Raw genomic sequence first — 26,435 nt, forward strand, 5'->3', positions numbered from 1 at the left:
GCTTTTTTCTTACACAATGTGTGTAAGAGTGGCTCATCGCCAAACGTTGTCAAATATGAGAAACGGGGGACATTCATATTGTGTTCTAAAAGCATGCATTCTATACTTAACATAACAAATTATTTTTGGAGTGAATAAAAATGAGCCAATTTTCTTTTACAAAAATGCATGGTCTTGGCAATAGTTATATATATGTAAATATGTTTGAAGAGCAAATTCCTGAAGAAGATTTAGCTCTTGTGGCGGAAAAGGTTTCAAATATTAATACTGGTATTGGAGCAGACGGAATGATTTTAATTTGTCCGTCTGATGTAGCTCCGGTGAAAATGCGTATGTTTAATAATGATGGATCAGAAGGAAAGAGCTGTGGTAATGGTTTGCGCTGCGTAGCGAAATATGCGTATGAGCATAAACTAGTAGAGGAAACAGTTTTCACAATTGAAACGTTAGCTGGCATTGTAACGGCTGAAGTAACAGTAGAAGATGGTTTCGTGACATTAGCGAAAATCGATATGGGAGCACCGCGTCTAACACGTGCAGAAATACCGATGCTCGGTGAAGGTGAAACACCATTTATTCGTGAAAACTTCTTATATAATAATCATCGTTATGCATTTACGGCTGTTTCAATGGGGAACCCGCACGCGGTTATTTTTGTTGAGGATGTAGAGAAGGCACCCCTTACAACACTTGGTCCAGTTCTTGAGACACATGAAATGTTCCCAGAGCGAGTGAATGTTGAATTTATCGAGATTTTAAACGATGAAGAAATGAATTTCCGCGTTTGGGAACGTGGTTCAGGTGTAACGCAAGCTTGCGGAACAGGGGCATGCGCTGCCGTTGTAGCTGCTATTTTGAATGGGAAGATGGAACGTGGTAAAGAAATTACAGTCCATTTAGCTGGCGGCGATTTAATGATTGCGTGGACAGAAGAAGGAAACGTGTTAATGAAAGGACCTGCGGAAGTAATTTGCCGCGGAGTGTATGAGTACAAGATAGAAGCGTAAAGATGTATAATAGAATGAGAACAGAAAGGATGGTGTATTTCATGATTGAAGTAACAGAACAAGCAGCTTTTCAAATTAAAGATATGTTAAAAGATGCTGAAGATGGAGAGAAGTACGTGCGCCTTGCTGTACATGGCGGCGGATGTACTGGCCTTTCTTACGGCTTAGGATTTGAAGTAGAACCAAAAGAAGACGACACAGTTCTTGAGTTTTTCGGTGTTGAATTTGTTATCGATACAGAAAGTGCTCCAATTGTTAAAGGAGTAAAAATTGATTATAAACAATCTATGCTTGGTGGCGGATTCACAATCGACAATCCAAACGCAATCGCATCATGCGGATGTGGATCATCTTTCCGTACAGCGACGAATGCTGGTACGCCAGAAGAGTGCTAAGGTTTTAGCCGAAATAGAAAAAGACCTTTTTAGCGATGGAATAAAATCGTTAAGGAGGTCTTTTCTTTTGCCGTAAAAGCCCGATTACCAAGGTTAATCAATATTTCACTTTATTTTTGCATAGATGCAAGTATCAGTTAGTTGTTTGCCGTCAGCTGAAAAATCTTCATTACGTAATATCCCTTCAAGTTCAAAGCCTAGTTTTTCAGGGAGTGCACGACTTTTCGTGTTATTACATTCACATCGTATTTCAATCCTTCTAAATTTGAATAACTGAAATCCAAGGTTTGTTAACGCACTTACTGTTTCTGTCATATATCCACTGCCACTAAATTGCGTGTTAATCCAGTATCCAATTTCACATTTAGAAACCTTCCAATCAATTCGATGAAGGCTAGCTGTTCCAACAAAATCATTCGTCTCTTTATGATAGATAAGATAGCGAAAGCTTTCTCTTTTCAAAAAATCTATATGTGCATTTCTCAGAAGAATTTCCGTTTCTTCAACAGTAGGAATGGACTGAAATAAAGACAACCATTGCTTTAATTCATTAATGGAATCTTTAATAGCTTGTTGTACTATATCCCCTTCACCAGCTTGAAGGGGTGCTCGAAGAATGAGTCTGTCTGTTTCTATTTGTAACGGAACATCTAATAAAATAGAGTTCATATCATTTCTCCTCTCGAAAACTTTAAATTAGGACAGAATGAAACTTATATCATAAAAAAACTTTCACCCAAAAGAAATAATTCTGGAGGACGAGAGTTGCAATTTATAATAAATGAATTGAAAAATACTTTATCTCACTAATAGAAAATCACGTCACAGCATCACCATTAGTTATTATAGAACTGTGCGAAGTACAGGAATATAGTAAAGCTTATCTCCCATAAAGGAACCTCTCAAAAACGCGTAAACAATAAATATATATTCAATTCATCATTTAGAAATCCCTTTTCACATATTGAAAACTAAACTATCATTTGGTACAGCAACATTAGGTTGTTAAACTAATGAATAGGTTAATTGAATAAGAAATTATTATTTTTTAACCTGCTTTAAATTGAACGCATAATTCACGATTGATTATCTAAACGCAATCGCATCATGCAGATTTGGATCATTTTTCCGTACAGCGACGAATGCTGGTAAGCCAGAAGAATGCTAAGTTTTTAGCGATAGAATAAAATCGTTAGAAAGGTCTTTTCTTTTGGCGTTAAAACAGAAAATGCATGCAAAGTGACTTTTAAATTAAATTTTAATGTTATTATATATGGAATATATGATGAAAATTGTTCATTCAAGTTTCATATTGTTCGTTTCGGAAAATATTATGCAACAGAAATGTAAATGAATAGAAGAAATATACTATTTATTAGTTATATTTAATGTTAATATTTGTAACGAAGATGATTGGTGAGGACTGATTAAAGTTTCACTGTATATAAAAAAGGTGCATGAGAGAGAAGGCTATAGCAAATTGTATAGAACTGAATAGTTCCGTATTAATTAAAATACGTTGATTACTAGATATTAAAAAACACCGGGGGGATTAGAGTGAAGTCATTTAAGAAAGTACTTATAGTAGGGATGGCGTTGACTACAGTATCGATTTTGGGAGCTTGTTCTAGCGATACAGACGTATTAACAAAAGTAGGAGCAAAGCAACCAGCGAGGGCGGAAGGAGACGTATTAAAAGATCAGAAGAAAACACCTATGACTACGAGTAAACGTGAAAGTATTAAAAATGAGGACGCTTCATCATCACAGAAGCGTTATATTTCTCATGATGAATCTCAAAAAATTGAGGAAGGTATGACGTATACAGATATTCTTAATACGATTGACTACGGTGGTGAGAACATAAAATATTATAATAACAATGAAAAACGCGTATTTTATACTGAAAAAGATACGGATGGTACATATGAAATTATGGTTGAATTAAATACATATGGTTACGTTGTGAATATTGAACGTACTGCTATAAAGGATACAGATAAAGATAAAGATAATGATAAAGATAAAGGTAAGGAGAATGGGGTATCTACGAAACGTATTGAAGAGCCTGTAAAGGAATATGAAGAAAAAAACGATCGTGTACCGTGGTATAAAGATGTAAATAACAATTCGGCAGCAGTAAGTTACAATCAATATTTGAAAATAAAAAAAGGTATGCCCGCGAATCAGGTAAAAGCTGCAATTGGACAGCCACATGTGATTGAGAAATATAAATCTTATTCAGTATATGACTATACTGGTTATGGTGGAGAAGGATCATTACGTGTAATCTTTGAACCGAATGGAACTGTTACGGATGTAGTGGAAGACGGTTTACCACGATAATAAATTAGTTACGGGAAGAGTTGTAGTAAAGTTGTCTTTGATTTTATAAAGTTTTTGGGAGCACCCCCAAATATAGATGAAAAAATAATTCTCTTAGCCATGTTATAGTATTAGTATTTACCGAAGTTTCTTCCAAATTCAATAGCGTTATTGTGGATGTTGTTGTCGTATTATTTTTGCTGATATATACCGCAGTAGGGCAGCAATTGTAATTGGACGTAAAAGGACGCGGAGGAGTAGCAGTTTCCTTTTGAAAAAAGGAGGGAAATATGGTGGAGGATATTCTTGAATTCATAGGGAGATACGTAATTAAACCTATTATTAATTTAGTAAGATATATTGTAATAGAGATTATAATTGAGGGCATAATAGAAGGCGTAATAAACGGTATAAGGAAATTACGTGATAAGTGGCGAAATTGGCGTGAAAGACGTTATTGGCGGTAGTGTAGCTGATGAGCGTGCGAAACAAAAACGTTATACAGAAGTTATGAAGAAGTTTAATGAAATGATAGCAAACGACCCGCATTTACAATCTGTACTGGTTCCAATTGGTGATAGAATGACGATTTCTAAAGTGAAGAAATAATTATTATCTTACAAAAGTGTAATGTTCATGTCATGTTTTTGAATTTCTTCTTTAAGCTCTTGGCTTTAAGATAAGAATATAAGAAAAAACATATGAGGTGAAGGAAATGAAAAGATACATTGCACTGTTTAGTATTTTAGTTGTATTTGCAAGCTTGTTAGTTGGTTGTGATTTAAACCGTATGGGTAAAGATGAGTACTACGTTCAAATTACAGTAGATGGAAAAGAGTATAATGGTAAGTCTAGTAATGGTGAACCATATAAAGATTATCAATATAAACTAACTGGATTTGATAAAGAAGGTAAAGAAAAAGAATTAGAATTTACAGCTGTGAAAAATCTTCGTAAAGAGGCATTCCTACGCGTATATCACTCAGATAAAAAAGGTGTATCAGCTTGGGAAGAAGTAAAGAAAGACGAGCTTCCTGCGAAAGTGAAAGAAAAATTAAATGTGAAATAAGACAGATAAAAAGGAATTGACGAACAGGGTCAATTCCTTTTTTTGTTTTCAAATTCTTCTTCTGAAATGACTTTAAATCCGTGTCTTTTAAATAAAGCAGTAGTTACCCCGTAACCAGTTTGCTTATTGCCGTTAAATTCTCCAGTGTAAATCGTAGAACTGCCACAAGATGGACTACGTTCCTTTAAAATAATATATTCTGGGTGTAAATTTTTAATTTGTTCTAATGCTTTATAAGCACCATTTACGAAAGCTTCTGTGATATCTTCACCATCTTTTGTCATCACTTTCGCTTTTCCGTCCAAAACGTCGTCGCCATTCCCGCCAATAATTTCAGCAGAAGGACGAGGTGTTGGCAGTCCTCCTAATACTTCAGGACAAATGAGGACTGTATCTTCTTTTTGTAGTAGCTCCTCTATTTTTGAAACGAGATTGTCATTTCCGTCATATCGACAAGCTATACCACCTAAACAAGCGCTAATTACGATCATATTTTCATCTCCATTAAAAAAATATTAAATTCCACGCCAAATTCTCTTCCTGCCTCTTACTTATAAATGAGGTGATATAAATGGGAAGCTTATATAATTTAATGAAACCATACAGTGAATTTCGAAGTAAAGAAGAGTTTAATACATATCAAAAACAAGTTTTGAAGTGCTATCGATTTCAATTGAATAAAACGGATGCTACCATTATTCATTTTTTAGGAAAATATGCGGTGAATGAGAAACAAAAAACAGTAGGGGTCGCCTGTCCGTTAATGGAGACGATTGCGAAGAATGTTGGAAAGAGTATTCGTACAGTACGCCGTTCAATTGCAAAGTTAGAGGAACTAGGAATTATAAAGCGTGTTGCAACAAAAGAAAGACATAAGCGCGGTGGGTATAGTGCGAACTTATATATTTTTCTTATATCTGCAATTGACCGCATGGATGACCGTATGAAAATGTCCGCATGTGAAAGTGAGGATTATACAGCTGGCTGTAACGGAAAGGAGCCAAAATCCGAGGGAGAAACAATTCTTTCTAAAAACATTCCACAAATAAAAGAGAAAAGAAAAATAACGTACGAGCTTGATGAGACGTATTGCCGTCATGATATACCGAAGCCTTTTATATACGAACTGGTACCGATGACGAGTAATCCGAAGAAAATTAATATATTTTGGAGTAAGGTCGAGCTTGCGTATAAAAAGAGCGGGTTACTAGAGCAAATATTAGCTGATGAAGAAGTGTATGGAAATTTCATTTGGCGAGTGAAGAGTGTTGTGAGAGCTTATAAATATGGGGAAATCCGTAAAAATGTGAAGGCACTTTTATATAGTACAGTGCGAGATTTATTTTTAGAGGTTGGATTAGAATGGGGAGCAGCTGTGAGAAGAAGTAAGGGGATAGCGTTATTTGATCCATTTAAAAAGGAGCCATGCGTATAATACATGACTCCAAGTAGCTAGTCGAACTTTCTTACAACTGGAACACGAATCGCTACAAATAGTACGAAGACGATAACAGCAATTGCACCGCTTTTCATAACGGTTACGATTGGAATTCCCATTGCAAGTGCGATTGATGTGAATGCATAAGAGAGCGGGATAAAGCCCATTGATGATAGCATAAGTAAGCTCATTACGCGTCCCATCATTTCCTCTTTTACTGTCGATTGAATCATCGCCATAAGCGGAACGATAGCCATTGCGATTGTAATACCATAAAACATGCCGGCTAATAATGCTTGCCAAAGTACGGTGCTAAAGTTGATGGATAAGAAGAATACACCAGACAGTAGCATCATGATAATACAAAATAGACCGCGTCTACGATTAATATTTTTTAAACCGACAATGACAGCACCGATTGCCATTCCGCCGCCTACAGATGCTTCTAAGTAACTAAACTGGAGCGAATCACCATGCAGCACGTTTTTAACAAAAAGCGGGAAACCAACTTGCATCGGGCCGATTAAAAATAAGTTTAAAAAGGCGCTACAAATAAGGAAAGTTGAAAGGAATGGCGATTCCTTTACATATAAGATTCCTTCTTTAATGGAAGTGAACATACCTTTATCTGTATCTTTTTGTTCTGGCATCGTAAATTGTATTTTTTGAACGAGTATGGCCGCGACAATCAGTAATAAAATCGTAATGGAAAAGATTGTCTCATAGTTCGTAAATTTAATGAGAATTCCGCCAAGTACAGGGCCTAAGATGACCGATGCTTGGTTCGTCATTTGTGTAAGTGAATTCGCTTGTGTTAACCGGCTTTTTTCTACCAATTCCGGTAAGATAGATCCATCTGCTGACCAGAAGAAAGCATCAGCAAGTCCAAAGAATAAAGCGAATAAAGCAAATGTATATAGCGTTACATCACCAACGATAAACCATGTGAGAATGGTTGCGACAAGAATCGCTCGAATGATATTGGAGTAAAACATAATATTTTTTTTCGGGAATTTATCAGCTACAGCGCCGCCGACAATCATAAAAATAAGCCTTGGAACACTAAGGGCTACGAAAACAACACCGAGTGAAGCTTCAAGGTTTAATGTTTTTGCTATGTACCACGTTTGTGAAAAAGTAAAAAAGGCTAAAGCAAAGCTTGAAAAAAGAGTAGCTGCCCAAAGAAAAAGGAAATTTGTATTTTTTAATAACGGTTTTCCGCTTCCTTCTAAAGCAGTTTTATTTTGTTGTAGTTCCTCCATATTGCTTCCTTTCTATGTGACAAATTTAAACTAAAAAACCAGTAAACGTCCGATTGGTGAGGGCTAATACTTAATGGGAGATGCCCCACTAATTATAGTTTCACTTTATACAGTTTCTAATATTTCTATACTGCACTTTCTCATTGTAGACAATAATAATGAATTTGCCCAGTAGCTATTTAACGACAAAAAAAGATGCCGAATGGGCATCTTTTTTTAGGCTAACGCAATATAAATACCCAATTGTGCATGATTTGGGTCTAATGCTCTTTCGTCGTAAAGCTCGAAGTCTGTTGTGAAGGCACGTTTATTTTCTTTCGACCATTGCCAAATATATTCCCAAGCTTCGCAAACGACTTCAGCAACTGGTCCCTTTCTCGTTGTAAATACCGCATATGTAGCAGCAGGTATTGTTAAAGTTGTCATATTTTCAGGAACGTCTTCTAATGAAGAAACGGTCGTACCGATTGTAAATGTATATGTACCAGTTTCATCTGATTCATAGTTGGAGTAGAATGCGAATGTTTCTTTCGTTTTTTGATTTGGGATGTGATGCATCATTTGTTCTTGAAAGTATCGGTTCCAGAGCTCGGGAATTTTCCCTTCAGTAGATGCCTCTATTTCGTTAGTCGTCGTAATCGAAACGCCGATTGCTTGGAAAACTTCTTTTTTTACGATAATGGGTTCGTTTATCATTACAAATTCCTCCTTTAAAATAAGAACATACGTTCCTTGATAATATAACATATTTTTACATGTAACGGTTATTGTTTTTTGAAAATTTTAATCATAAATAACAAACTGAAATGACTAAAAATGGTAAAATTTCTATTGTATGTATGAATAGATTAAGAGATATGTTAAGCTTTTTATGTATCCTTAAACTGTTATATAAACCTATACAATAGGGCATTTTTTACTATGTTAAAAAATGGTGAAGGTTTGTATAAGTGTCCGATATATATATGCTATTTTTGATAAATTAAAATAGTAATATTCTATGAGATTTATATTGTTGACATTGGGATTTCAACGATACATTTTCGTAGGTCGGATTGTTGCGAGTGGATATATATTGCTATGTATACGGCTACGAAATTAAGTAGACGGATAGCAAGTATATAGAAAGGAGAAAGGTAGAAAATATGAAGCAAGTATTGAAGTGTTTTAATGTCGTAACGATGATCACACTTCTCCTATCCATCATATTGCCTTCACCCAGTGCTTTTGCTACAGAGATAAATAAAAAAAGCTGGGATGAGCTACAAGGAAATGATGTGAAAATTAAGGCAGAGCAAGTAAATGCTGAAATATATAAGGGAGAAGTAGCAGAGAGGGAGCACGTATTTCAATATACGATTGAAAATACGGGAGCTACACCAATTCAAGAATTGGTGCTTAAACAAAATAATGAAAATGAAATTACGTTCCCTTCGCAATCTGTGAAAGTAAACGGAGAGAAGTTACCTGAAAATAAGGTAGCGGATTTCTATGTAGAGGAAAAAGATAAGGGAGGAAAGGTTCTTTCTTCTAATCTTAAAATTAAAGATTTAAAATCACATGAAAAAATGACTGTGTTAATAAAAGCTCGTCGTGCACAACATTTTAATAATGAGTATAAGCAAAAAATTAGTGTGCAAAAGGATCAACTACAAATAGGGAACATGTCTGTAGATGTTGAGGGAATCCCTTCTGAAGAAAAGGTAGCAGCTAATGCCGATGAGGAGGCTGACAGTAGTAAGAAAGAAGTTGGCCCATCAGCTAATAATACAATTAAAAAAGTTGATGAAAAGCTAAAAGTATCTGTAGAAGATAAAAATAACCCTACATCAAAAACAGAACCACCAAAACAACCAGTAACCGAAGCTGAGAAACTAGAAAAAGAAGCGGAAAATCAGAGCGATGCAAAAGTACAAGCTGCATCAGAGAATGCTTCGAAGGTTCAAATGCAAACAGGGGATAAGCAAGGATTTGGAGATCCACTGTATTCTACAATTACTGCTGGTAATTTAGTACAGACTGGTAATGTAACACTTGGTTTGACGACCGATCATTATGGCAGACAAAGTCTGGGGTATAAGACGAATAAAATGACTGTGGACGTTGATAACGATGATAGTACTTTTAATTCGTCAACAGGAGCTTTTCCTAACATTCCTGCTGGAAGTAAAGTGAAAAAGGCGTATTTATTTTGGACAGCAGCTATGGGAACGCCAACTTATCCATCTAAAGAGTATAGAGTTAGCGATGCAGAGGTAAGAGAGCCCGTTAAAATGAAAATGGGGAATAAAGGATACGTTGAAGTAAGTGCTGATAGTATACGAAAAGCGGATTATTTACCGTATATTTCAAATTACTCGGGTGCTGGTGCCGGTTATGTTGCATATGCTGACGTAACAAATGTAATTGCAAAGCAAGGTATTTCTCAAACGGTGACAGTTGCGAATGTGCCACAAATTAAATTTGAAAAAGGCAGTGGTTACTACTGGGGCAACTGGAATCTTATATTAGTGTATGAAAACCATAAAGAAACCGTAAAAGATATGAAGATTTGGGAAGGGTTAGTTGCTCAAAAAAGTGCAGCCTGGACAACTATTGGTATTAATAAAATAAATACGCCAAAAGAAGGGGCTTTTAAGGCGAAATTTAGTTATTTCTCGTCACAAGGAGATCCTGCTGAAAATGATATATATGCCTATGATTTTGGGCAGTATGATTTTGGATTCGGTTATAAAGATTTAGAAAACATTAACGGTAAAAAAAATGATGTTAATGATTCATCTATGACAGAAGTGCAAGTGGATGGTACTAACGAGTTTGTTACGAAAAAATATCCAGGATATAATCCGGATTGGACAAATTCATTTAGTACTGATATTCATACGTATCATCTTGAAGGACCTGCTAAAGTAAAAAATGATTTAAAAGAAGGTAAAATGCAATTTAAAGCAAATGGTGCTACTGGTGATATTTACGTATTAAATAACGCTACATTTGTTACAGAACATAATGCGCCAAACTTACAAGTTGATAAAAAGGCGTTAGATAGTGCTGGGAAAGAAATTAAGGACGTTAAAGCTGGTGAAGAGTTTACGTATCAAATTGAAGTGAAAAATGATACGAAAAATAACCAAGCCCCTGTATCTAATGTAAAAGGTTTTGATAAATTAGATGATCGTTTAGAGTATGTTCCGGGATCTATTCAATATGTGTCTGGAAGTAATAAAGGAAATAAAACAGATAATGCAAGCGATGATGAAGCAGAGTTTGTAAATAATCAAATTGATTTCCGTATTGGTGAAGGTGCAAATGCTAAAGACGGCGGTGTTTTAAAGCCTGGTGAAAGTGCTATTATTACATTCAAAGTAAAAGTGAAAGCTTCTGTACAATCAGATACAACAGTAAAAAATATCGTTGTTTTAAAGGGACAAGATAGTAGCGAGGTAAATTATGAAACTGCAGATGATGCAGATATTACGGTTACGACTCCAAAAGAGATCCCTGGAGAAATAGAAGCTAAAAAAATAGCATCTAATAAAACACCGAAGCTAGGTGACGAGGTAGAGTATCGTATTACATTTAAAAATAAGACAAAAGATGGACGTCTAGATGTATTGACCATTGAAGATGAATTACCAAGCAATCTTGAATACGTGAAAGATAGTTTGAAAGCAGAAGGTGCAAAACCAGAGCCAGTAGAGCTGAAGTTTGAAAATGGAAAAGTAATTGCAAAGTATCCAGAAATTATGGATATGGAAGAAAGAAGTATCGTCTTTAAAACAAAAGTAAAAGAAACTGCAAAAATTGGTGAAGAAATTGTTAATAAAGCAACCGTTAGTGATAAAACAAATCCACCAAAGGATTTAGAAGAGAAGATTACACCACACCATAAGGCCGGTAAAATTGCTGCAAAGAAAAAAGCAACAAATAAAAAGCCGAAGCTAGGAGAAGAAGTTGAATATCAAATTAGCTTCAAAAATACGGTGGAAAACGGAAAACTAGATGCAGTTACAATAGAAGATGAAATTCCAGCTAACTTAGAATTTGTTCAAGGCAGTGAGAGAGCTGAAGGTGCTGAACCAAATCCAGTAGAGTTAAAAGTAGAAAATGGTAAGGTAATCGCAAAATATCCAGAGATTACGGATACAAAAGAGCGAAGCATTGCCTTTAAAGTGAAAGTAAAAGAAGAGGCAAAAGCCGGAGAAACGATTGTTAATAAAGCGGTTGTGAGTGAGCCGAATGGACAAACTGAGTATCCAGAAGAAAAGATTACGCCGGATTATAAATACGGTAAAGTGGATGTTGAAAAAAGCGTAACGAATCAAACACCAAAACTAGGAGAAGAAGTGGAATACCGAATTACATTTTATAATACGGTAGAAAACGGAAAACTAGAAAAGGTGCTAGTAGAAGATACACTACCTAAAGGTGTTGAATACGTGAAAGATAGTTTGAAAGCTGAAGGTATAAAACCAGAGCCAGTAGAACTAAAAGTGGAAGACGGCAAAGTAATGGCAAAGTATCCAGAAATTACGGATACAGAAAAAAGAAGTATTGTTTTTAAAGTGAAAGTAAAAGATTCGGCAAAAGTAGGGGAGGCAATCGTAAATAAAGCAATTGCAAAAGATCCGAAAAATGAGCCTGTTGAATCAAAGGTTGTTATTACACCGCAAAGTAAAAAAGGTGAAATTGCTGCTACAAAGGTAGTTAATAATAAGAAGCCAAAGTTAGGCGAAGAAATCGAGTACCGCATTAGTTTTCATAATACGGTTGAGAACGGAAAACTTGAAGAGGTGCGAGTGGAAGATACAATTCCAAAAGGTCTTGAATATGTAGAAAATAGTATCAAGGCCGAAGGAGAAGCACCTGGACCAGTAGAATTAGCTGTTGAAAATGGAATAGTCAAAGCTAAGTATATCGATATTATGGATATGAAAGAAAGAAGTATCGTCTTTAAAGTAAAGGTGAAGGAAGAAGCAAAAGTAGATAAAGAGATTGTCAATAAAGCAATTGTTGATGATACGAAAAATCCACCGATTGAGCCGGAAGAAAGAATTACTCCGCAATATAAGGATGGAATAATTGATTCGAAGAAGACAGTAGATAATCCATCACCAAAACTAGGAGAAGAAGTAGAATACCGAATTAGCTTTAAAAATACGGTAGAAAACGGAAAACTAGAAAAGGTAACGATAGAGGATACAATTCCTAACGGTTTAGAGTATGTAAAAGGCAGTGAAAAGGCTGAAGGTGATAAACCAGCTCCATTAAAGTTAAGTGTGAAAGATGGAAAAGTCATTGCTGAATACGAAAATATTACGGATATGAAAGAAAGAAGTATTGTCTTTAAGGTAAAGGTGAAGGAAGAAGCGGAAGTAGGTAAGGAAATCATTAATAAGGCAATTGTTGATGATATGAAGCATCCGAAAGAACCAGAAGCAAAAATCACACCATTACACAAAGATGGAAAAATTAAAGCGAAGAAAATCGTAAATAATGAAACACCGAAGTTAGGAGAAGAAGTAGAATACCGAATTAGTATGAAAAATACGGTTAAGTACGGAAAGCTAACAGACGTGATAATAGAGGATACTCTACCAGAAGGTTTAGAGTATGTAGAAAATAGTTTGAAAGCAGAAGGTGCCGGAACAGATTTAGTAGAGCTGAAATTTGAAAACGGTAAGGTAATGGCAAAATATCCAGAAATTATGGATACAGAAGAAAGAAGTATCGTTTTTAAAGTGAAAGTAAAAGAAGGAGTAACAGTCGGTAAAAAAATCATTAATAAAGCAACTATTGATGATTCGCAAAATAAGCCAGTTAATCCGACAGCGGAAATTATTCCTCAGTATAAAGATGGAAAAATTGAAGCGAAAAAGATGGTAAATAATGAAACGCCGAAGTTAGGAGAAGAAGTGGAATACCGAATCAGCTTTAAAAATACGGTAGAACATGGAAAGCTAACAGAGGTAAAAATAGAAGATGATTTACCAAATGGATTAGAGTATGTGAAAGATAGTGTAAAAGCAGAAGGTTCTAAGCCAGATCCAGTGGAATTGAAATTTGAAAACGGTAAGGTAATGGCAAAGTATCCTGAGATTACAGATACAAAAGAGAGAAGTATTACCTTTAAAGTGAAAGTAAAAGGTAAAGTGAGCGATTCAATTGTTAATGAAGCGATTGTGAGCGATACGAAACATCCGCCAGAAACACCGACAGCAGAAATTATTCCGCAACATAAAGACGGAAAAGTGAAAGCGAAGAAGACGGTAAATAATGAAACGCCGAAGTTAGGAGAAGAAGTAGAATACCGAATTAGTTTTAAAAACACGGTAGAAGACGGAAAACTAGCAGAGGTGAAAATAGAAGATACTTTACCCGAAGGTTTAGAGTACGTAGAAAACAGTGTGAAAGCAGAAGGTGATAAGCCGGATCCAGTAGAATTGAAAGTGGAAAATGGTAAGGTAATGGCGAAGTATCCAGAGATTACGGATACAGAAGAAAGAAGTATCACTTTTAAAGTGAAAGTAAAAGATGAAGTGAAAGTCGGTAAAAAAATCGTCAATAAAGCAATTATTGATGATACGAAAAATGAGCCAGAAACACCGACGGCAGAAATTACTCCACAGCATAAAGACGGAAAAGTGGAAGCGAAGAAGACGGTAAATAATGAAACGCCGAAGTTAGGAGAAGAAGTGGAATACCGAATTAGCTTTAAAAATACGGTAGAAAACGGAAAGCTAGCAGAGTTAAAAATAGAAGACGATTTACCAAATGGATTAGAGTATGTGAAAGATAGTTTACGAGCAGAAGGTTCTAAGCCAAATCCGGTAGAACTGAAAGTGAAAGATGGAAAAGTAATCGCAAAATATCCAGAAATTACGGATCTAGAAGAAAGAAGTATCGTCTTTAAAGCGAAAGTAAAAGAAGAATTTAAGGTTGGTGAAGGCATTGTCAATAAAGTAGTTGTTGATGATACAAAAGATCCAACAACTTCAGAAGTAACAATTACGCCAGAATATAAAGACGGTAAGCTTAAAGCGGAGAAATTTGTAAACAATAAAAAACCGAAATTAGGAGAAGAAGTAGAATACCGAATTAGTTTTAAAAACACGGTAGAAAACGGAAAACTAGTAGAGGTTACAGTAGAAGATGAAATTCCAGCTGGATTAGAGTATGTAGAGAACAGTTTACAAGCAGAAGGATCTAAGCCTAGTCCAGTAGAATTGAAATTTGAAAACGGTAAGGTAATGGCAAAGTATCTAGAAATTACCGATACAAAAGAAAGAAGTATTATCTTTAAAGTGAAAGTAAAAGAAGAGGTAGAAATAGGTAAGGAGATTGTTAATAAAGCAATCGTAGTAGATACAAAAAATAAGCCAGAAGAGCCTCATGTGGAAATTACTCCGCAATATAAAGATGGTAAAATTGCTGCGCAGAAAGTGGCAAATAATCATAAACCGAAACTAGGAGAAGAAGTAGAATATCGAATTAGTTTTAAAAATACGATAGAAAACGGGAAAATAGCAGAGGTAAATATAAAGGATGCCTTACCAAATGGTTTAGAGTATGTAGAAGGCAGCATCACAGCAGAAGGTTCTAAACCGAAACCAGTAGAGCTACATGTGAAAAATAATAAAGTAATGGCAAAGTATCCAGCTATTACAGATACAGAGGAAAGAAGTATTGTCTTTAAAGCGAAGGTAAAAGAAAGCGCAAAAGTGGGAGAAGAAATCGTAAATGAGGCAATTGTAGATGATACAAAGAATCTACCAGAAGAGCCTTATGTACCGATTACACCACAATATAAAGATGGAAAAATTGAGGCAAGAAAAGAAGTAAGTAATCGTGAACCGAAGTTAGGTGAGGAAATCGAATATCGAATTATTTTTAATAATACGGTGAAAGATGGAAAACTAGTAGAGGTAAAGATAGAAGATAAAATTCCAGCTGGATTAGAGTTTGTAGAAGGAAGCGAAAAGGCTGAAGGTGAAGAGCCAAAACCAGTGGAGTTGAAAGTAGAAAATGGTAAGGTAATGGCAAAGTATTCAGAGATTATGGATACGAAAGAAAGAAGTATCGTCTTTAAAGTGAAGGTGAAAGATTCGGTTACAATAGGTAAGGACATTACAAATAAAGCGATTATCCACGTTGATGATCCGAACCACCCTATAACTGAACCGACAGCGAAAATTACACCGCAATATAAAGACGGTAAAATTGCTGCTCATAAAAAGGTGAATAATCATAAACCGAAGCTAGGTGAGGAAATCGAATACCGAATTTCATTTAATAATACGGTGAAAGATGGACAGTTGGCAGAAGTGAAAATTGAGGATGAAATTCCGTCTGGTTTAGAGTATGTGAAAAATAGTCTAAAAGCAGAAGGTGATAAGCCAGCCCCAGTAGAGTTGAAAGAAGAAGCTGGTAAGGTTAGTGCGAAGTATGAAAATATCACTGACATGAAAGAAAGAAGTATTATCTTTAAAGTGAAGGTGAAAGATTCTGTTGAAGTGGACAAAGCAATTGTAAATAAAGCAATTGTTGATGATACAAAAAATCCACCAGAGCGACCGGAAGTAGATATTACACCGCAGCATAAAGCTGGTAAATTTAAAGCTGATAAAAAGGTAAGCAAAAAAGATCCAAAGCTAGGAGAAGAAGTAGAGTACCGAATTAGTTTTAAAAATACGGTAGAAAACGGAAAACTAGCAGAAGTGAAAATTGAGGATCAATTACCAACTGGCTTAGAGTATGTGAAGGATAGTTTAAAATCAGAAGGTAATGAGCCAGCGCCAGTAGAGTTAAAAGAAGAAGCTGGTAAGGTTAGTGCGAAGTATGAAAATATTACTGATACAGCTGAGCGTAGTATTCGCTTTAAGGTAAAAGTAACGGAAGCAGTAAAAGTCGGTAAGAAAATCGTGAATACGGCAATTGTGGATGATGATAATCCGAAGAATCCGCCGCAAAAACCAGAAGCGATTATTACGCCGGAGTATAAGGACGGAAAACTAAAAGCTGAGAAAACAGTAAATAATCCGGCTCCAAAATTAGGAGAAGAAGTAGAGTATCGAATTACTTTCCGTAACGTAGTAGAGTATGGAAAAGTAGCGAAGGTGAAGATTAAGGATGAATTACCAACTGGCTTAGAGTTTGTAGAAGGTAGTGAAAGAGCCGAGGGAGAGAATCCGAAACCGTTGTATGTGAAAGTGAAAAACGGCACAGTACTCGCAGAATATCCAGAAATTACGGACATGAAAGAAAGAAGCATCGTCTTTAAAGTAAAAGTGAAAGATAAAGCTAAAATTGGCGAAGCGATTGTGAATACGGCGGTTGTGGAAGATACAATAAACCCACCAGAGAAACCGAATGTCGCTATACAGCCTCAATATAAAGATGGTGCATTACAAGCAGAAAAAACAGTAAGTAATCATGAACCGAAGTTAGGAGAAGAAGTAGAATATCGAATTAGCTTTGAAAATACGGTAGAGAACGGAAAACTAACTGAGGTAAAGGTAGAAGATGAAATTCCAGCCGGTTTAGAATACGTACAAGATAGTATAAAGTCTGATGGGCCGGAACCAATTCCAGTAGAACTTAAAGTTGAGAATGGAAAAGTAACAGCAAAGTATCCAGAAATTACGGATACGAAAAAAAGAAGTATCATCTTTAAAGCGAAAGTACAAGAAACGGTACAAGTAGGAAAAGAAATTATAAACAAGGCGGTTGTGGATGATAATAATCCGACAAATCCACCGGTTGAGTCACTTGTACCAATTACACCGCAATATAAAGATGGGAAACTAGAGGCAAGGAAAGAAGTAAGTAATCATGAACCAAAGCTAGGGGAAGAAATCGAATATCGAATTACTTTTAACGGCATAGTAGATGGCGGGAAGTTAGTTGATGTAAAGATTGAAGATGAAATTCCGTCTGGTTTAGAGTATGTGAAAGATAGTCTGAAGGCTATAGGTGATAAGCCTGTACCAACAGAACTTAAAGTTGAGAATGGAAAAGTAACAGTAAAGTATCCAGAAATTACGGATACGAAAGAAAGAAGTATCATCTTTAAAGTAAAGGTAAAAGAATCAGTAAAAGCTGGAGAGGAAATAACAAATAAAGCGATTATTCACGTAGATGATCCAAATCATCCAGTTATGGAACCGACAGCGACAATAAAGCCAGAATATAAAGATGGTAAGGTAAAAGCAACGAAGACAGTAAGTAATAAAGAACCGAAGCTAGGAGAAGAAATCGAATACCGAATTAGCTTTGAAAATACGGTAGAAAACGGAAAATTAGCTGAGGTAAAGATAGAAGATGAAATTCCAGCCGGTTTAGAGTACGTGCAAGATAGTATTCGATTTGAAGGGGCTGAACCAAATCCAGTAGAGTTAAAAATGGAGTTTGGAAAAGTAATAGCGAAGTATCTAGAAATTACAGATACGAAAGAACGTAGTATTATTTTTAAAGCGAAGGTAAAAGCAGCACCAAGTAAAGGGATAACAAATAGAGCGATAGTGGACGATAGAATAAATACACCACTTGAGCCTACAGTTACAATTTTACCGAAAACAAAAGAAGATTTTAAGATACCGGAAGATCCGAAAGAACCAGAAGTGAAACCGGAAGACCCGAAAGAGCCGAAGGAGCCAGAAGTGAAACCGGAAGATCCGAAAGAGCCGAAGGAGCCAGAAGTGAAACCAGAGGATCCGAAAGAACCGAAGGAGCCAGAAGTGAAACCGGAAGACCCGAAAGATCTGAAGAAACCGGAAGTAAGACTGGAAAAGTTAAATAAAGACTCGCAAGTAAAAGTAGAAAAAGAATTACCGAAAACAGGGGCAGCACATCCATGGATGATGTCAGTTGGTGCGGGAATTTCATTCTTAGTTGGCGGAGTATTATTCGTATTAGGTAGAAGAAAACAATAATTTTTTCAGACGAAAAGCACACTGAGTTCGATAGTTTATCGAATTCAGTGTGCTTTCGTGGTATATAAAATAAAAGCTCCTTCCACGTATGGAAGGAGCTTTTATTTTTACATATTAAAACATGCTTGAGCTATGCATTGGTTGAAGTTTTGCATTTGGATCGAAGTAAGCTTTTGCATTGTTTACTGCTGTTGGTGCTTCACCGAAGCCGCAAGCAATGAGTTTTACTTTTCCTTCATATGTACAAATGTCACCAGCAGCGTAAATGCCAGGAATATTTGTTTCCATTTTTGAATTTACAAGGATGCTGTTTTTTTGTATATCTAAGCCCCAGTTTTTAATTGGGCCAAGAGAAGAAACGAAGCCATAGTTTATAATTACGTCATCAACATCGATGATAACTTTTTCTTCAGTTTTTACGTGCTGAAGAACGACTTGTTCAATTTTGTCATCACCAATGAGTTCAACTGGAACATACGGTGTACTTACTTCTGCACGAGAATTCATTAAGTTTTCGACGCTATGTTCATGCGCACGGAATTTATCGCGGCGATGAACGATTGTAACTTTTTCAGCGATCGGTTCTAACATCATTGTCCAATCAACAGCTGAATCGCCGCCGCCAAATACTACGACGCGCTTACCGGCAAATTTATTCATATCATCAACGAAATAATGTAAGTTTTTCTTTTCATACTTTGCTGTACCTTCTAATTCTAAGCGGCGTGGTTGGAAAGCACCATTGCCAGCAGTAATAATAACTGATTTAGAATAGTGAGTTTGCTTATTCGTAACAAGTTTAAATATACCGTCAGCTTGTTTTTCAAGCGTATCGACAGCTTCTTCTAAACAAACGGTTGGGTCAAATTTCTTCATTTGCTCTTTTAAGTTATCAACTAATTCTTGTGCGCGCACTTTTGGGAATCCAGCTACATCATAAATGTATTTTTCAGGGTAGAGTGCGGATAATTGTCCTCCAAGTTGAGGTAAGCTTTCAATGATTTTTACACTTGCTTGTCTCATACCGCCATAAAATGCTGTGAACAGCCCTGTTGGACCACCACCAATAATTGTTATGTCGTAAACTTTTTGATTTTCTGCCACTTTCATTCCCCCTATAGATGGAATTTTGATATTGATTTCATATATTGTTCATATGTACACGAAAATCCTGCAAATGATGACACTTTCAAATAAATGATAGCATATTTGAGTTCATAATACTTCTGAAAACGACTGAATTGTGTGTAAGTTTTCGCATAGGTTCTTTTTTATTGTATAAAATATACAGAAAGGAAAATACATGAAAAAAAGTCTAAAAAACCCTTGAAAACGCTATGTTATTTTAAAATATTGATAATTCTCCAGACGCTTGAATTCTGGAATAAAACCGACTAATATAGGGAAGTATTATGTTAAATTTCTATGACAAAATTCGTACGATTTTTTGACTGCGTTTTGTTATGATATAGAATGTGATAAATTCCACATTCTTGACAAATAGAGTTTTTAGTACTTGGTATTATTTCTCATTACTATTATATAAAGAAAAGGGTTGTGATTTGGTGAAGACTCCAAAAATCGTAGTTTTAGGTGCAGGTTATGGCGGGATGATTACGACTGTTCGTCTGCAAAAAGCATTATCTGTAAATGAAGCTGAAATTACGCTAGTAAACAACAACAGCTATCACTACCAAGCGACTTGGTTACACGAGAGCGCAGCTGGTACATTACAAGATGAAAAAATCTGTCTAGATATTCAAGACGTTATTGATACAAATAAAGTGAACTTTGTACAAGACACAGTAGTAGAAATTAAAGCTGCTGAAAAACGCATTATCTTAAAAGACGGCGAGTTAGAGTATGACTACTTAGTAATTGGTCTTGGTTTTGAATCAGAAACATTCGGAATTACAGGATTAAAAGAGCATGCATTCTCAATCGCTAACATTAATGCAACTCGTGAAATTCGTGAGCATATGGAAGCTAGTTTCTCTAAATATGCAACTGAACAACGCGATGAGTTAGTAACAATCGTTGTTGGTGGTGCTGGATTTACTGGTATCGAGTACGTAGGTGAGCTTGCAAACCGTGTTCCTGAACTTTGCAAAGAGTACAATGTACCACGTGAAAAAGCACGTATCATCTGTGTAGAAGCTGCTCCAACAGCACTTCCAGGTTTCGATCCAGCGTTAGTAGAATACGCTGTAAAACAACTTGAGAAAAAAGGTGTAGAATTCCGCATCGGTACAGCAATTAAAGAAGCAACTGAAGAAGGTATTATCGTTGCGAATGGCGATGACACTGAATTAATTAAGTCTGAAACAGTAGTTTGGGCTGCAGGTGTTCGTGGTAACGGTATTGTGGAAGAGTCTGGATTTGAAGCAATGCGCGGACGTGTAAAAGTTGATGAGTACATGCATGCTCCAGGATATGAAGATGTATTCATGGTTGGTGACGCAGCGTTAATCATTAATGAAGAAATTAACCGTCCATACCCACCAACAGCACAAATTGCAATTCAACAAGGTTACAATATTGCACACAACTTAACTGTATTAGTTCGTGGTAAAGGTGAAATGAAAAAATTCGCATTTGATAATAAAGGATCTGTATGTTCTTTAGGTCATGACGATGCAATGGGCGTTGTTATGGGTAAAAAGTTAACAGGTTGGAAAGCTTCCTTCATGAAGAAAGTAATCGATAATCGTTACCTATTCTTATTAGGTGGACCTTTATTAGTTCTTAAAAAAGGTAAATTAAAGTTCTTTTAATATATAGTAGAAAAAGCAGAAACGGCTAAGAGCTGTTTCTGCTTTTTTCATATTAAAAATATAGTATAATATAAAAAGAAAGAATATTCTGTCCGTTCTGAAAGAGGAGGTTATTACATCATGGAGAAACGAGGGAAGGTATGGCTAGCTGTTAGTGGTTTAGTAGCTACAAAAGATGGTAGGTGGCTATTTGTTAAGAAGAAATACAGTGGATTAAAAGGGAAATGGTCTTTACCGGCTGGTTTTGTAAATGAAGGTGAGACGGTTGATGAAGCTGTGAAACGCGAAGTGTTAGAAGAGACAGGCATTGTCGCTCATGTGAAGGGGATCATTGGTGTTCGATCGGGTGTTATTCGTAATGAGATTAGTGATAATATGATTATTTTTCTTTTGGAGCCTGAAGGAGAAAATATTATTATACAGGAGAAAGAATTGTCTGAAGTGGCGTTCTTACATCCGGATAAGATTGCGGACGATCCGAATACGTCTGTGCTTATTAAATATTTGTTAGAAGGAAGATCAGAACTACATCTTGAAGTGGACAAAACATTAAATCCAGGCGAACCATTTGGTTATACAGCTTATCACGTATTTACGGCACGTGCGAAGGAGAGGGGAAAAGAGTGAGTATACCGGTACTACTTATTTCAATGATGTTATTCTTTATTTTGTTCTTTGGAATTGGATTTTTACTCAACATGATTTTGCGAGCTACTTGGGTAATGGTTATTGTGTATCCTATTGTTTGTATGCTTATTATTAATAAAGCGAGTATGTGGGATTATTTTTCAAAACCGAAAGAAACATTTTCTTCATTTGGGACAAGTGTATCGCACTTAGGACAAGCAGACGTATTTATTCTATCTACTGGATTAGTAGGGGCTGCTTTAGCAGGAGTCGTAATCAAGAAACTTCGGAAAAGCGGATATCAAATGTTTTAATCTCCAATTAAGTTGGAGATTATTTTTTTGCATATTCCTTCATGGTATAGGGAATGATTAACGATGAAGGAGTGTGGAATATAAAAATGTTAAAACGATATTGTATTCGCATTATGATGACTTGTTTACTTGCAATTGCATTATGCGTAACATGGAATGCTTTCACAGGAGTTTCTTTATTAGAGATTGTAAAGAAGTATGAGGGAACGAGTGCAAAAGAAGTACATGCAGCAGAAGTTAAGAGAAATGTTGCTCCGAGTAAAGAAGTGATAAATGCTTTAGAGCAGGCAAACGACTGGTCTAAATATCGTTCAATTGAAATGACTGCAACAGGTTATACATCGGGGATTGAGTCAACTGGTAAGAGGCCAGGGCATCCAGAGTATGGTATTACATATTCAGGTGTTAAAGTGAAAAGGGATTTATATTCCACAATCGCTGCGGACTTACGCGTATTTCCGATTGGAACGATTCTATTCGTACCAGGTTATGGATATGGTGTAGTAGCTGATAAGGGCGGTGCAATAAAAGGAAACCGTCTTGATCTATATTATGATACGGTGAAAGATGTTTATAGCCAATGGGGTAAGAAAAAAGTAAATGTGTACGTAGTAAAAGTAGGAAATGGTAAGTTTACAGAAGAAGAGTTAACGATGTTAAATCAAGACGAAACGATGCAAGTGTTTCGTGGTCAATATTTAAAACAAAGATAGTCTAGTCGTAATTACGCTAGACTTTTTTTCTTGGCTTATTTCATAATAGAGGGGATTTTACACGTCATATAACTGTAGTTAGAATTGTCGCATTTTATCGAAAATAAAGTTATAATGGTGGTAGAGAAATTTAGGGGGTCTGAACATGTTTCAAGTACAAAAAGAATTAGCAGGTCATGAAGCAGTAATTGTTGCTTTATTTGAAGAAGAGAAAATGAGTAGTTTTGTACAAGAACTGGACAAAGCGTTTGAAGGACAATTACAAGTTTTACTAGAAGAGAAAGAATTATCTACGAAGAAAAAGGCCATTTCGAAAGTGCATAGCTTAGGAAAAACAAATGTGAAACGTTATTACTTTGTTGGTTTAGGCAAGAAAGAGTCTTACACGACAGAAACGTTACGTGCGGCTCTTGGTAAGGCATTTAAAACACTGCAATCAGCAAAAGTACAAGATGCAGCAATCTTACTTGATTCTTTCGTAACAGAGAAATTAGACGCGATTGATGTCGCTCATATTGCAGCAGAGGTACAAGGCCTTGGTACATATGAATTACAAACGTATAAATCAGATAAAAAGGATCGTGTAGAGTTAGAGAAGTTCACGGCTATTACAGCGGAAGATGCACAAGAAATTGAAGCCGCATTAACAGTTGGCTACGTACATGGACGTGCAACAAATTCAGCTCGTACACTTGTAAATATGCCGCCAAACGTATTAACAGCGACAAAGCTTGCTGAGTATGCTGTTGAATTAGCGGAGAAGTATGATATGGACTATAAAGTTCTTGAGAAAGAAGAGATGGAAGATCTTGGTATGGGTGCGTTACTTGCAGTAAACCAAGGTAGTGTAGAGCCACCGAAAATGATTGCTCTTATTTATAAAGGAAAAGAAGAGTGGACAGATGTCATTGGATTCGTTGGAAAAGGTATTACATACGATACAGGTGGTTATTCTTTAAAACCACGTGAAGGCATGGTCGGTATGAAAGGTGATATGGGCGGTGCAGCTGCTGTATTAGGTGCGATGGAAATTATCGGTGAACTTCGCCCAGAACAAAATGTGATCGCTGTTATTCCTTCAACTGATAACGTTGTAAGTGGTACGGCATTTAAGCCAGACGATGTAATTACATCTATGAGCGGAAAAACAATTGAAGTATTAAATACGGATGCAGAAGGTCGTCTAGCTTTAGCTGACGGTATTACGTATGCGAAAAAACTTGGTGCAAACTACCTTGTTGATGTTGCAACATTAACAGGCGGTGTAATTGTTGCACTTGGAAACTATACGACAGGCGCAATGACAAATAATGAAGAGTTATTTGAGCAAGTGCTAGAGGCTTCTATGGAAACAGATGAGCCAATTTGGCAACTACCGATTTTTGATCGTGATAAAGAACGCGTTCGAAACAGTAAGTTTGCTGATTTAAATAACTCACCAGGCCGTGAAGGACATGCGGTTATGGCAGGTACATTCTTAGGCGAATTCGCTGAAGATACACCGTGGGTACACTTAGATATCGCTGGAACATCAGAAACAAAAGGCGCGCACGACTTAGGTCCAGCTGGAGCAACTGGTGCAATGGTACGTACACTTGCAACACTTGTGGAGCGTTTTGGAGAAGAATGATTTTTTGAAGAAAAGGCTGTCTCAAATTTTTGAGACAGCCTTTTTTATTGGTATTTAATAGTTGATTTTCAATGTTATACTTATGTGATATAATTTTCCCTGTATTAGAAGTAAATAACAATTGAATAGGGAGGGAAAGAAGAGAGTGACAAAAATAGAAGCACTCTTATTATTATGAGGGAAGGGACTTTATCTCAACAAAATATAGTTGTATTGTTTTTTAAACAGTTACGCCCGAAACAGTGGACTAAAAACTTGCTTGTATTTGCAGCGTTAGTCTTTTCAATAAAACAAGTATCTTTAACTATGGTGGCACAAGCTGCAATTTGTTTTGCGCTATTTTGTGCAATATCTGGCTGTGTCTATATTTTAAATGATTTTATGGATATTGAGGCAGATCGACAACACCCTGTTAAGCGATATCGACCGATGGCATCGGGGGCATTAAATCCGTACTTTGCTATTACGGCAGGTTGTGTTATTTTAGTAGCGTCTTTAGTAGTTTCATATATATTAAATCCGTTATTGTGCTTAGTATTAGCAGCCTATTTTATTTTAAATGTAGCGTATTCAATTCGTTTAAAGCACGTTGTAATCATTGATATTTTAATTATTGCAGCTGGATTTGTTTTACGAGCATTGGCCGGTGGATTAGTTATTCAAGTGCCATTTACACCGTGGTTTTTATTATGTACATTATTACTGTCACTATTCTTGGCTATTAATAAAAGAAGACATGAATTAGTATTGTTACAGAATAATAAAGGTTCTCATAGAAAAGTATTAGAAAGTTATTCTCCTGCTTTGTTAGACCAATTAAGTACAATTGTTACATCGGCAACTATTGTAACTTATGCTATCTTTACTTTTAATGCAGGGAAAAGTATCTATTTAATGTGGACAATCCCATTTGTAATTTACGGGATTTTTCGTTATTTATATTTAGTTCACATGGAAGATAAAGGTGGAGAACCAGATAAAGTTTTATTAGAGGATCAGCATATTTTAATAACAGTGTTGTTATATGCGATAACAGTTATTATTATACTATTGAACTTTTAATTACTCTATTCGGGTTTGTTAAAACGTTTAAGAGGAGTGTCTTAAACGTTTTTTATTTGGAATAAAACATTTTTTGAATATAAACGGTTAAGGAGTATAGAGATGCAACAATTTTTAATGATTATTTTATCAGTTGGTATGGGAGTTGTAGGGCAAATTTTATTAAAGTTTGGCGCAATGAAATCACAAAGTTCAGCGGCTGTAGGTATTATGAATTTCATTAACGTACCGAACTTTTTCGGACTAGCTTTTTACGGTTTAAGTGCATTATTATGGATGATTGTGCTGAGAAAGGTTGATTTAAGTTATGCATACCCAATGGTGAGTTTCGGATATGTATTTGTTATTATTGCGTCAGCATTATTATTTGGTGAAACAATCAATTTCATGAAAATTGCTGGAATGGTATGTATAGTAGCTGGCATTTTATTTATTGCAAAATCATAGGAGGTAAAGCAATGGGAACATATTTATATTGTATACTTCCATTTATAGCTTGGGTAGCTTCGGGAGTATTGAAATTTTTAGTGAATTATCTTCGTTCTGGAAAAGATGCTTTTCGTTTAGTTGGAAATGGTGGATTTCCTAGCACGCATACAACGATTTTATCAAGTATGGTCATGACAATAGGGTTTCATGAAGGGTTTAATACACCGATGTTTGGAATCGGGATGGCAATTTTAACAATTGTTATCATTGATGCCACAGGACTTCGCCGTACAGTTGGTAAACATGCAAGAATGTTGAATAAACATATAAGTTCGGAAGAAGAAAAATTAAGAGAGCGTCAAGGACATCATTGGCATGAGATTTTTGGTGGGCTTGTGTTAGGAACAGTTATTGGATACGTGGCACATCTAATTATGTTATTTCTACCGTAGAGAGGAG

20 protein-coding genes and 2 pseudogenes are annotated in these 26,435 nt (G+C 35.9%); 17 read left to right on the forward strand and 5 right to left on the reverse strand.

What is annotated here, in order from left to right; genetic code table 11:
• The first annotated feature begins 140 nt into the window (after positions 1-140).
• A complete protein-coding gene (gene dapF / locus MR112_RS11860) occupies positions 141-1,007 on the forward strand; it encodes a diaminopimelate epimerase (RefSeq protein ID WP_000077392.1) in 867 nt (288 codons plus the stop codon).
• Positions 1,008-1,048: 41 nt separating this feature from the next.
• A complete protein-coding gene (locus MR112_RS11865) occupies positions 1,049-1,402 on the forward strand; it encodes a HesB/IscA family protein (protein ID WP_053563443.1) in 354 nt (117 codons plus the stop codon).
• Between the two features lie 105 nt (positions 1,403-1,507).
• On the opposite strand, the gene MR112_RS11870 is transcribed toward MR112_RS11865, so the two are convergent.
• On the reverse strand, positions 1,508-2,071 hold the full coding sequence (locus MR112_RS11870) for a GNAT family N-acetyltransferase (protein ID WP_001084691.1): 564 nt from the start codon (positions 2,069-2,071) through the stop codon (positions 1,508-1,510).
• A 406-nt stretch (positions 2,072-2,477) separates the two neighbouring features.
• Between MR112_RS11870 and MR112_RS11875 the strand changes: the two are divergent.
• From MR112_RS11875 to MR112_RS11895, 5 genes and pseudogenes are all read left to right on the forward strand, one after another.
• Positions 2,478-2,570 (forward strand): annotated as a pseudogene (locus MR112_RS11875) (iron-sulfur cluster assembly accessory protein); the annotation flags it as partial.
• 389 nt (positions 2,571-2,959) lie between these two features.
• Entirely contained in the window at positions 2,960-3,748 is a 789-nt protein-coding gene (locus MR112_RS11880; RefSeq protein WP_242244974.1) for a hypothetical protein, read from the forward strand.
• Positions 3,749-3,852: 104 nt separating this feature from the next.
• Positions 3,853-4,037, forward strand: a pseudogene (locus tag MR112_RS11885) (hypothetical protein).
• A 113-nt stretch (positions 4,038-4,150) separates the two neighbouring features.
• The gene (locus MR112_RS11890) at positions 4,151-4,336 is read left to right on the forward strand and encodes an O-methyltransferase (protein WP_098125859.1); all 186 of its coding nucleotides are present in this window, start codon (positions 4,151-4,153) and stop codon (positions 4,334-4,336) included.
• 106 nt (positions 4,337-4,442) lie between these two features.
• Entirely contained in the window at positions 4,443-4,796 is a 354-nt protein-coding gene (locus MR112_RS11895; RefSeq protein ID WP_088025397.1) for a YxeA family protein, read from the forward strand.
• A 29-nt stretch (positions 4,797-4,825) separates the two neighbouring features.
• On the opposite strand, the gene MR112_RS11900 is transcribed toward MR112_RS11895, so the two are convergent.
• Entirely contained in the window at positions 4,826-5,287 is a 462-nt protein-coding gene (locus MR112_RS11900) for a 2-thiouracil desulfurase family protein (protein ID WP_242244975.1), read from the reverse strand.
• A gap of 80 nt (positions 5,288-5,367) precedes the next feature.
• Between MR112_RS11900 and MR112_RS11905 the strand changes: the two genes are divergently transcribed.
• Positions 5,368-6,231: a helix-turn-helix domain-containing protein gene (locus MR112_RS11905; RefSeq protein WP_242244976.1), complete on the forward strand. Its 864-nt coding sequence runs from the start codon at positions 5,368-5,370 to the stop codon at positions 6,229-6,231.
• Between the two features lie 17 nt (positions 6,232-6,248).
• On the opposite strand, the gene MR112_RS11910 is transcribed toward MR112_RS11905, so the two are convergent.
• Positions 6,249-7,496 (reverse strand): MFS transporter, encoded by a 1,248-nt coding sequence (locus MR112_RS11910; RefSeq protein ID WP_226368325.1) that lies wholly within the window; start codon positions 7,494-7,496, stop codon positions 6,249-6,251.
• Between the two features lie 216 nt (positions 7,497-7,712).
• Entirely contained in the window at positions 7,713-8,192 is a 480-nt protein-coding gene (locus MR112_RS11915; RefSeq protein ID WP_242244978.1) for a GyrI-like domain-containing protein, read from the reverse strand.
• Positions 8,193-8,641: 449 nt separating this feature from the next.
• Between MR112_RS11915 and MR112_RS11920 the strand changes: the two genes are divergently transcribed.
• A complete protein-coding gene (locus tag MR112_RS11920; RefSeq protein WP_242244979.1) occupies positions 8,642-18,427 on the forward strand; it encodes an isopeptide-forming domain-containing fimbrial protein in 9,786 nt (3,261 codons plus the stop codon).
• A gap of 114 nt (positions 18,428-18,541) precedes the next feature.
• Here the strand turns inward: MR112_RS11920 and MR112_RS11925 are convergent, their stop codons facing one another.
• Positions 18,542-19,531 carry an NAD(P)/FAD-dependent oxidoreductase gene (locus MR112_RS11925; RefSeq protein WP_000829784.1) on the reverse strand — a complete coding sequence of 330 codons (990 nt, stop codon included), beginning with the start codon at positions 19,529-19,531 and terminating at the stop codon, positions 18,542-18,544.
• A gap of 461 nt (positions 19,532-19,992) precedes the next feature.
• Here MR112_RS11925 and MR112_RS11930 point away from each other — a divergent pair, with 461 nt between their 5' ends.
• The 8 genes from MR112_RS11930 to MR112_RS11965 all read left to right on the forward strand — a co-directional run bounded on the left by MR112_RS11930 (position 19,993) and on the right by MR112_RS11965 (position 26,428).
• Complete coding sequence (locus MR112_RS11930; protein WP_000856612.1) at positions 19,993-21,201, forward strand: NAD(P)/FAD-dependent oxidoreductase; 1,209 nt, start codon at positions 19,993-19,995, stop codon at positions 21,199-21,201.
• A gap of 120 nt (positions 21,202-21,321) precedes the next feature.
• Positions 21,322-21,828 carry an NUDIX hydrolase gene (locus tag MR112_RS11935; RefSeq protein ID WP_000415313.1) on the forward strand — a complete coding sequence of 169 codons (507 nt, stop codon included), beginning with the start codon at positions 21,322-21,324 and terminating at the stop codon, positions 21,826-21,828.
• Positions 21,825-22,142, forward strand: a complete 318-nt coding sequence (locus tag MR112_RS11940; protein WP_000027016.1) for a YuiB family protein — start codon at positions 21,825-21,827, stop codon at positions 22,140-22,142. Before MR112_RS11935 ends, MR112_RS11940 begins: the two co-directional genes overlap by 4 nt.
• An 86-nt stretch (positions 22,143-22,228) precedes the next feature.
• Positions 22,229-22,855, forward strand: coding sequence for a 3D domain-containing protein (locus MR112_RS11945; protein WP_000920103.1), 627 nt, complete (start codon positions 22,229-22,231; stop codon positions 22,853-22,855).
• A 145-nt stretch (positions 22,856-23,000) separates the two neighbouring features.
• On the forward strand, positions 23,001-24,485 hold the full coding sequence (pepA, locus tag MR112_RS11950; RefSeq protein ID WP_000487950.1) for a cytosol aminopeptidase: 1,485 nt from the start codon (positions 23,001-23,003) through the stop codon (positions 24,483-24,485).
• A 174-nt stretch (positions 24,486-24,659) separates the two neighbouring features.
• A complete protein-coding gene (locus MR112_RS11955) occupies positions 24,660-25,547 on the forward strand; it encodes a decaprenyl-phosphate phosphoribosyltransferase (RefSeq protein WP_016123674.1) in 888 nt (295 codons plus the stop codon).
• A 102-nt stretch (positions 25,548-25,649) separates the two neighbouring features.
• Positions 25,650-25,994, forward strand: coding sequence for an EamA family transporter (locus tag MR112_RS11960; protein ID WP_001183889.1), 345 nt, complete (start codon positions 25,650-25,652; stop codon positions 25,992-25,994).
• 11 nt (positions 25,995-26,005) lie between these two features.
• Positions 26,006-26,428, forward strand: coding sequence for a divergent PAP2 family protein (locus tag MR112_RS11965; protein ID WP_000537660.1), 423 nt, complete (start codon positions 26,006-26,008; stop codon positions 26,426-26,428).
• The last annotated feature ends 7 nt before the right edge of the window (positions 26,429-26,435 follow it).

Origin of the sequence: Bacillus cereus group sp. BfR-BA-01330 (genome assembly GCF_022663885.1) — a bacterium.
In the GTDB taxonomy this organism is placed as follows: domain Bacteria; phylum Bacillota; class Bacilli; order Bacillales; family Bacillaceae_G; genus Bacillus_A; species Bacillus_A cereus.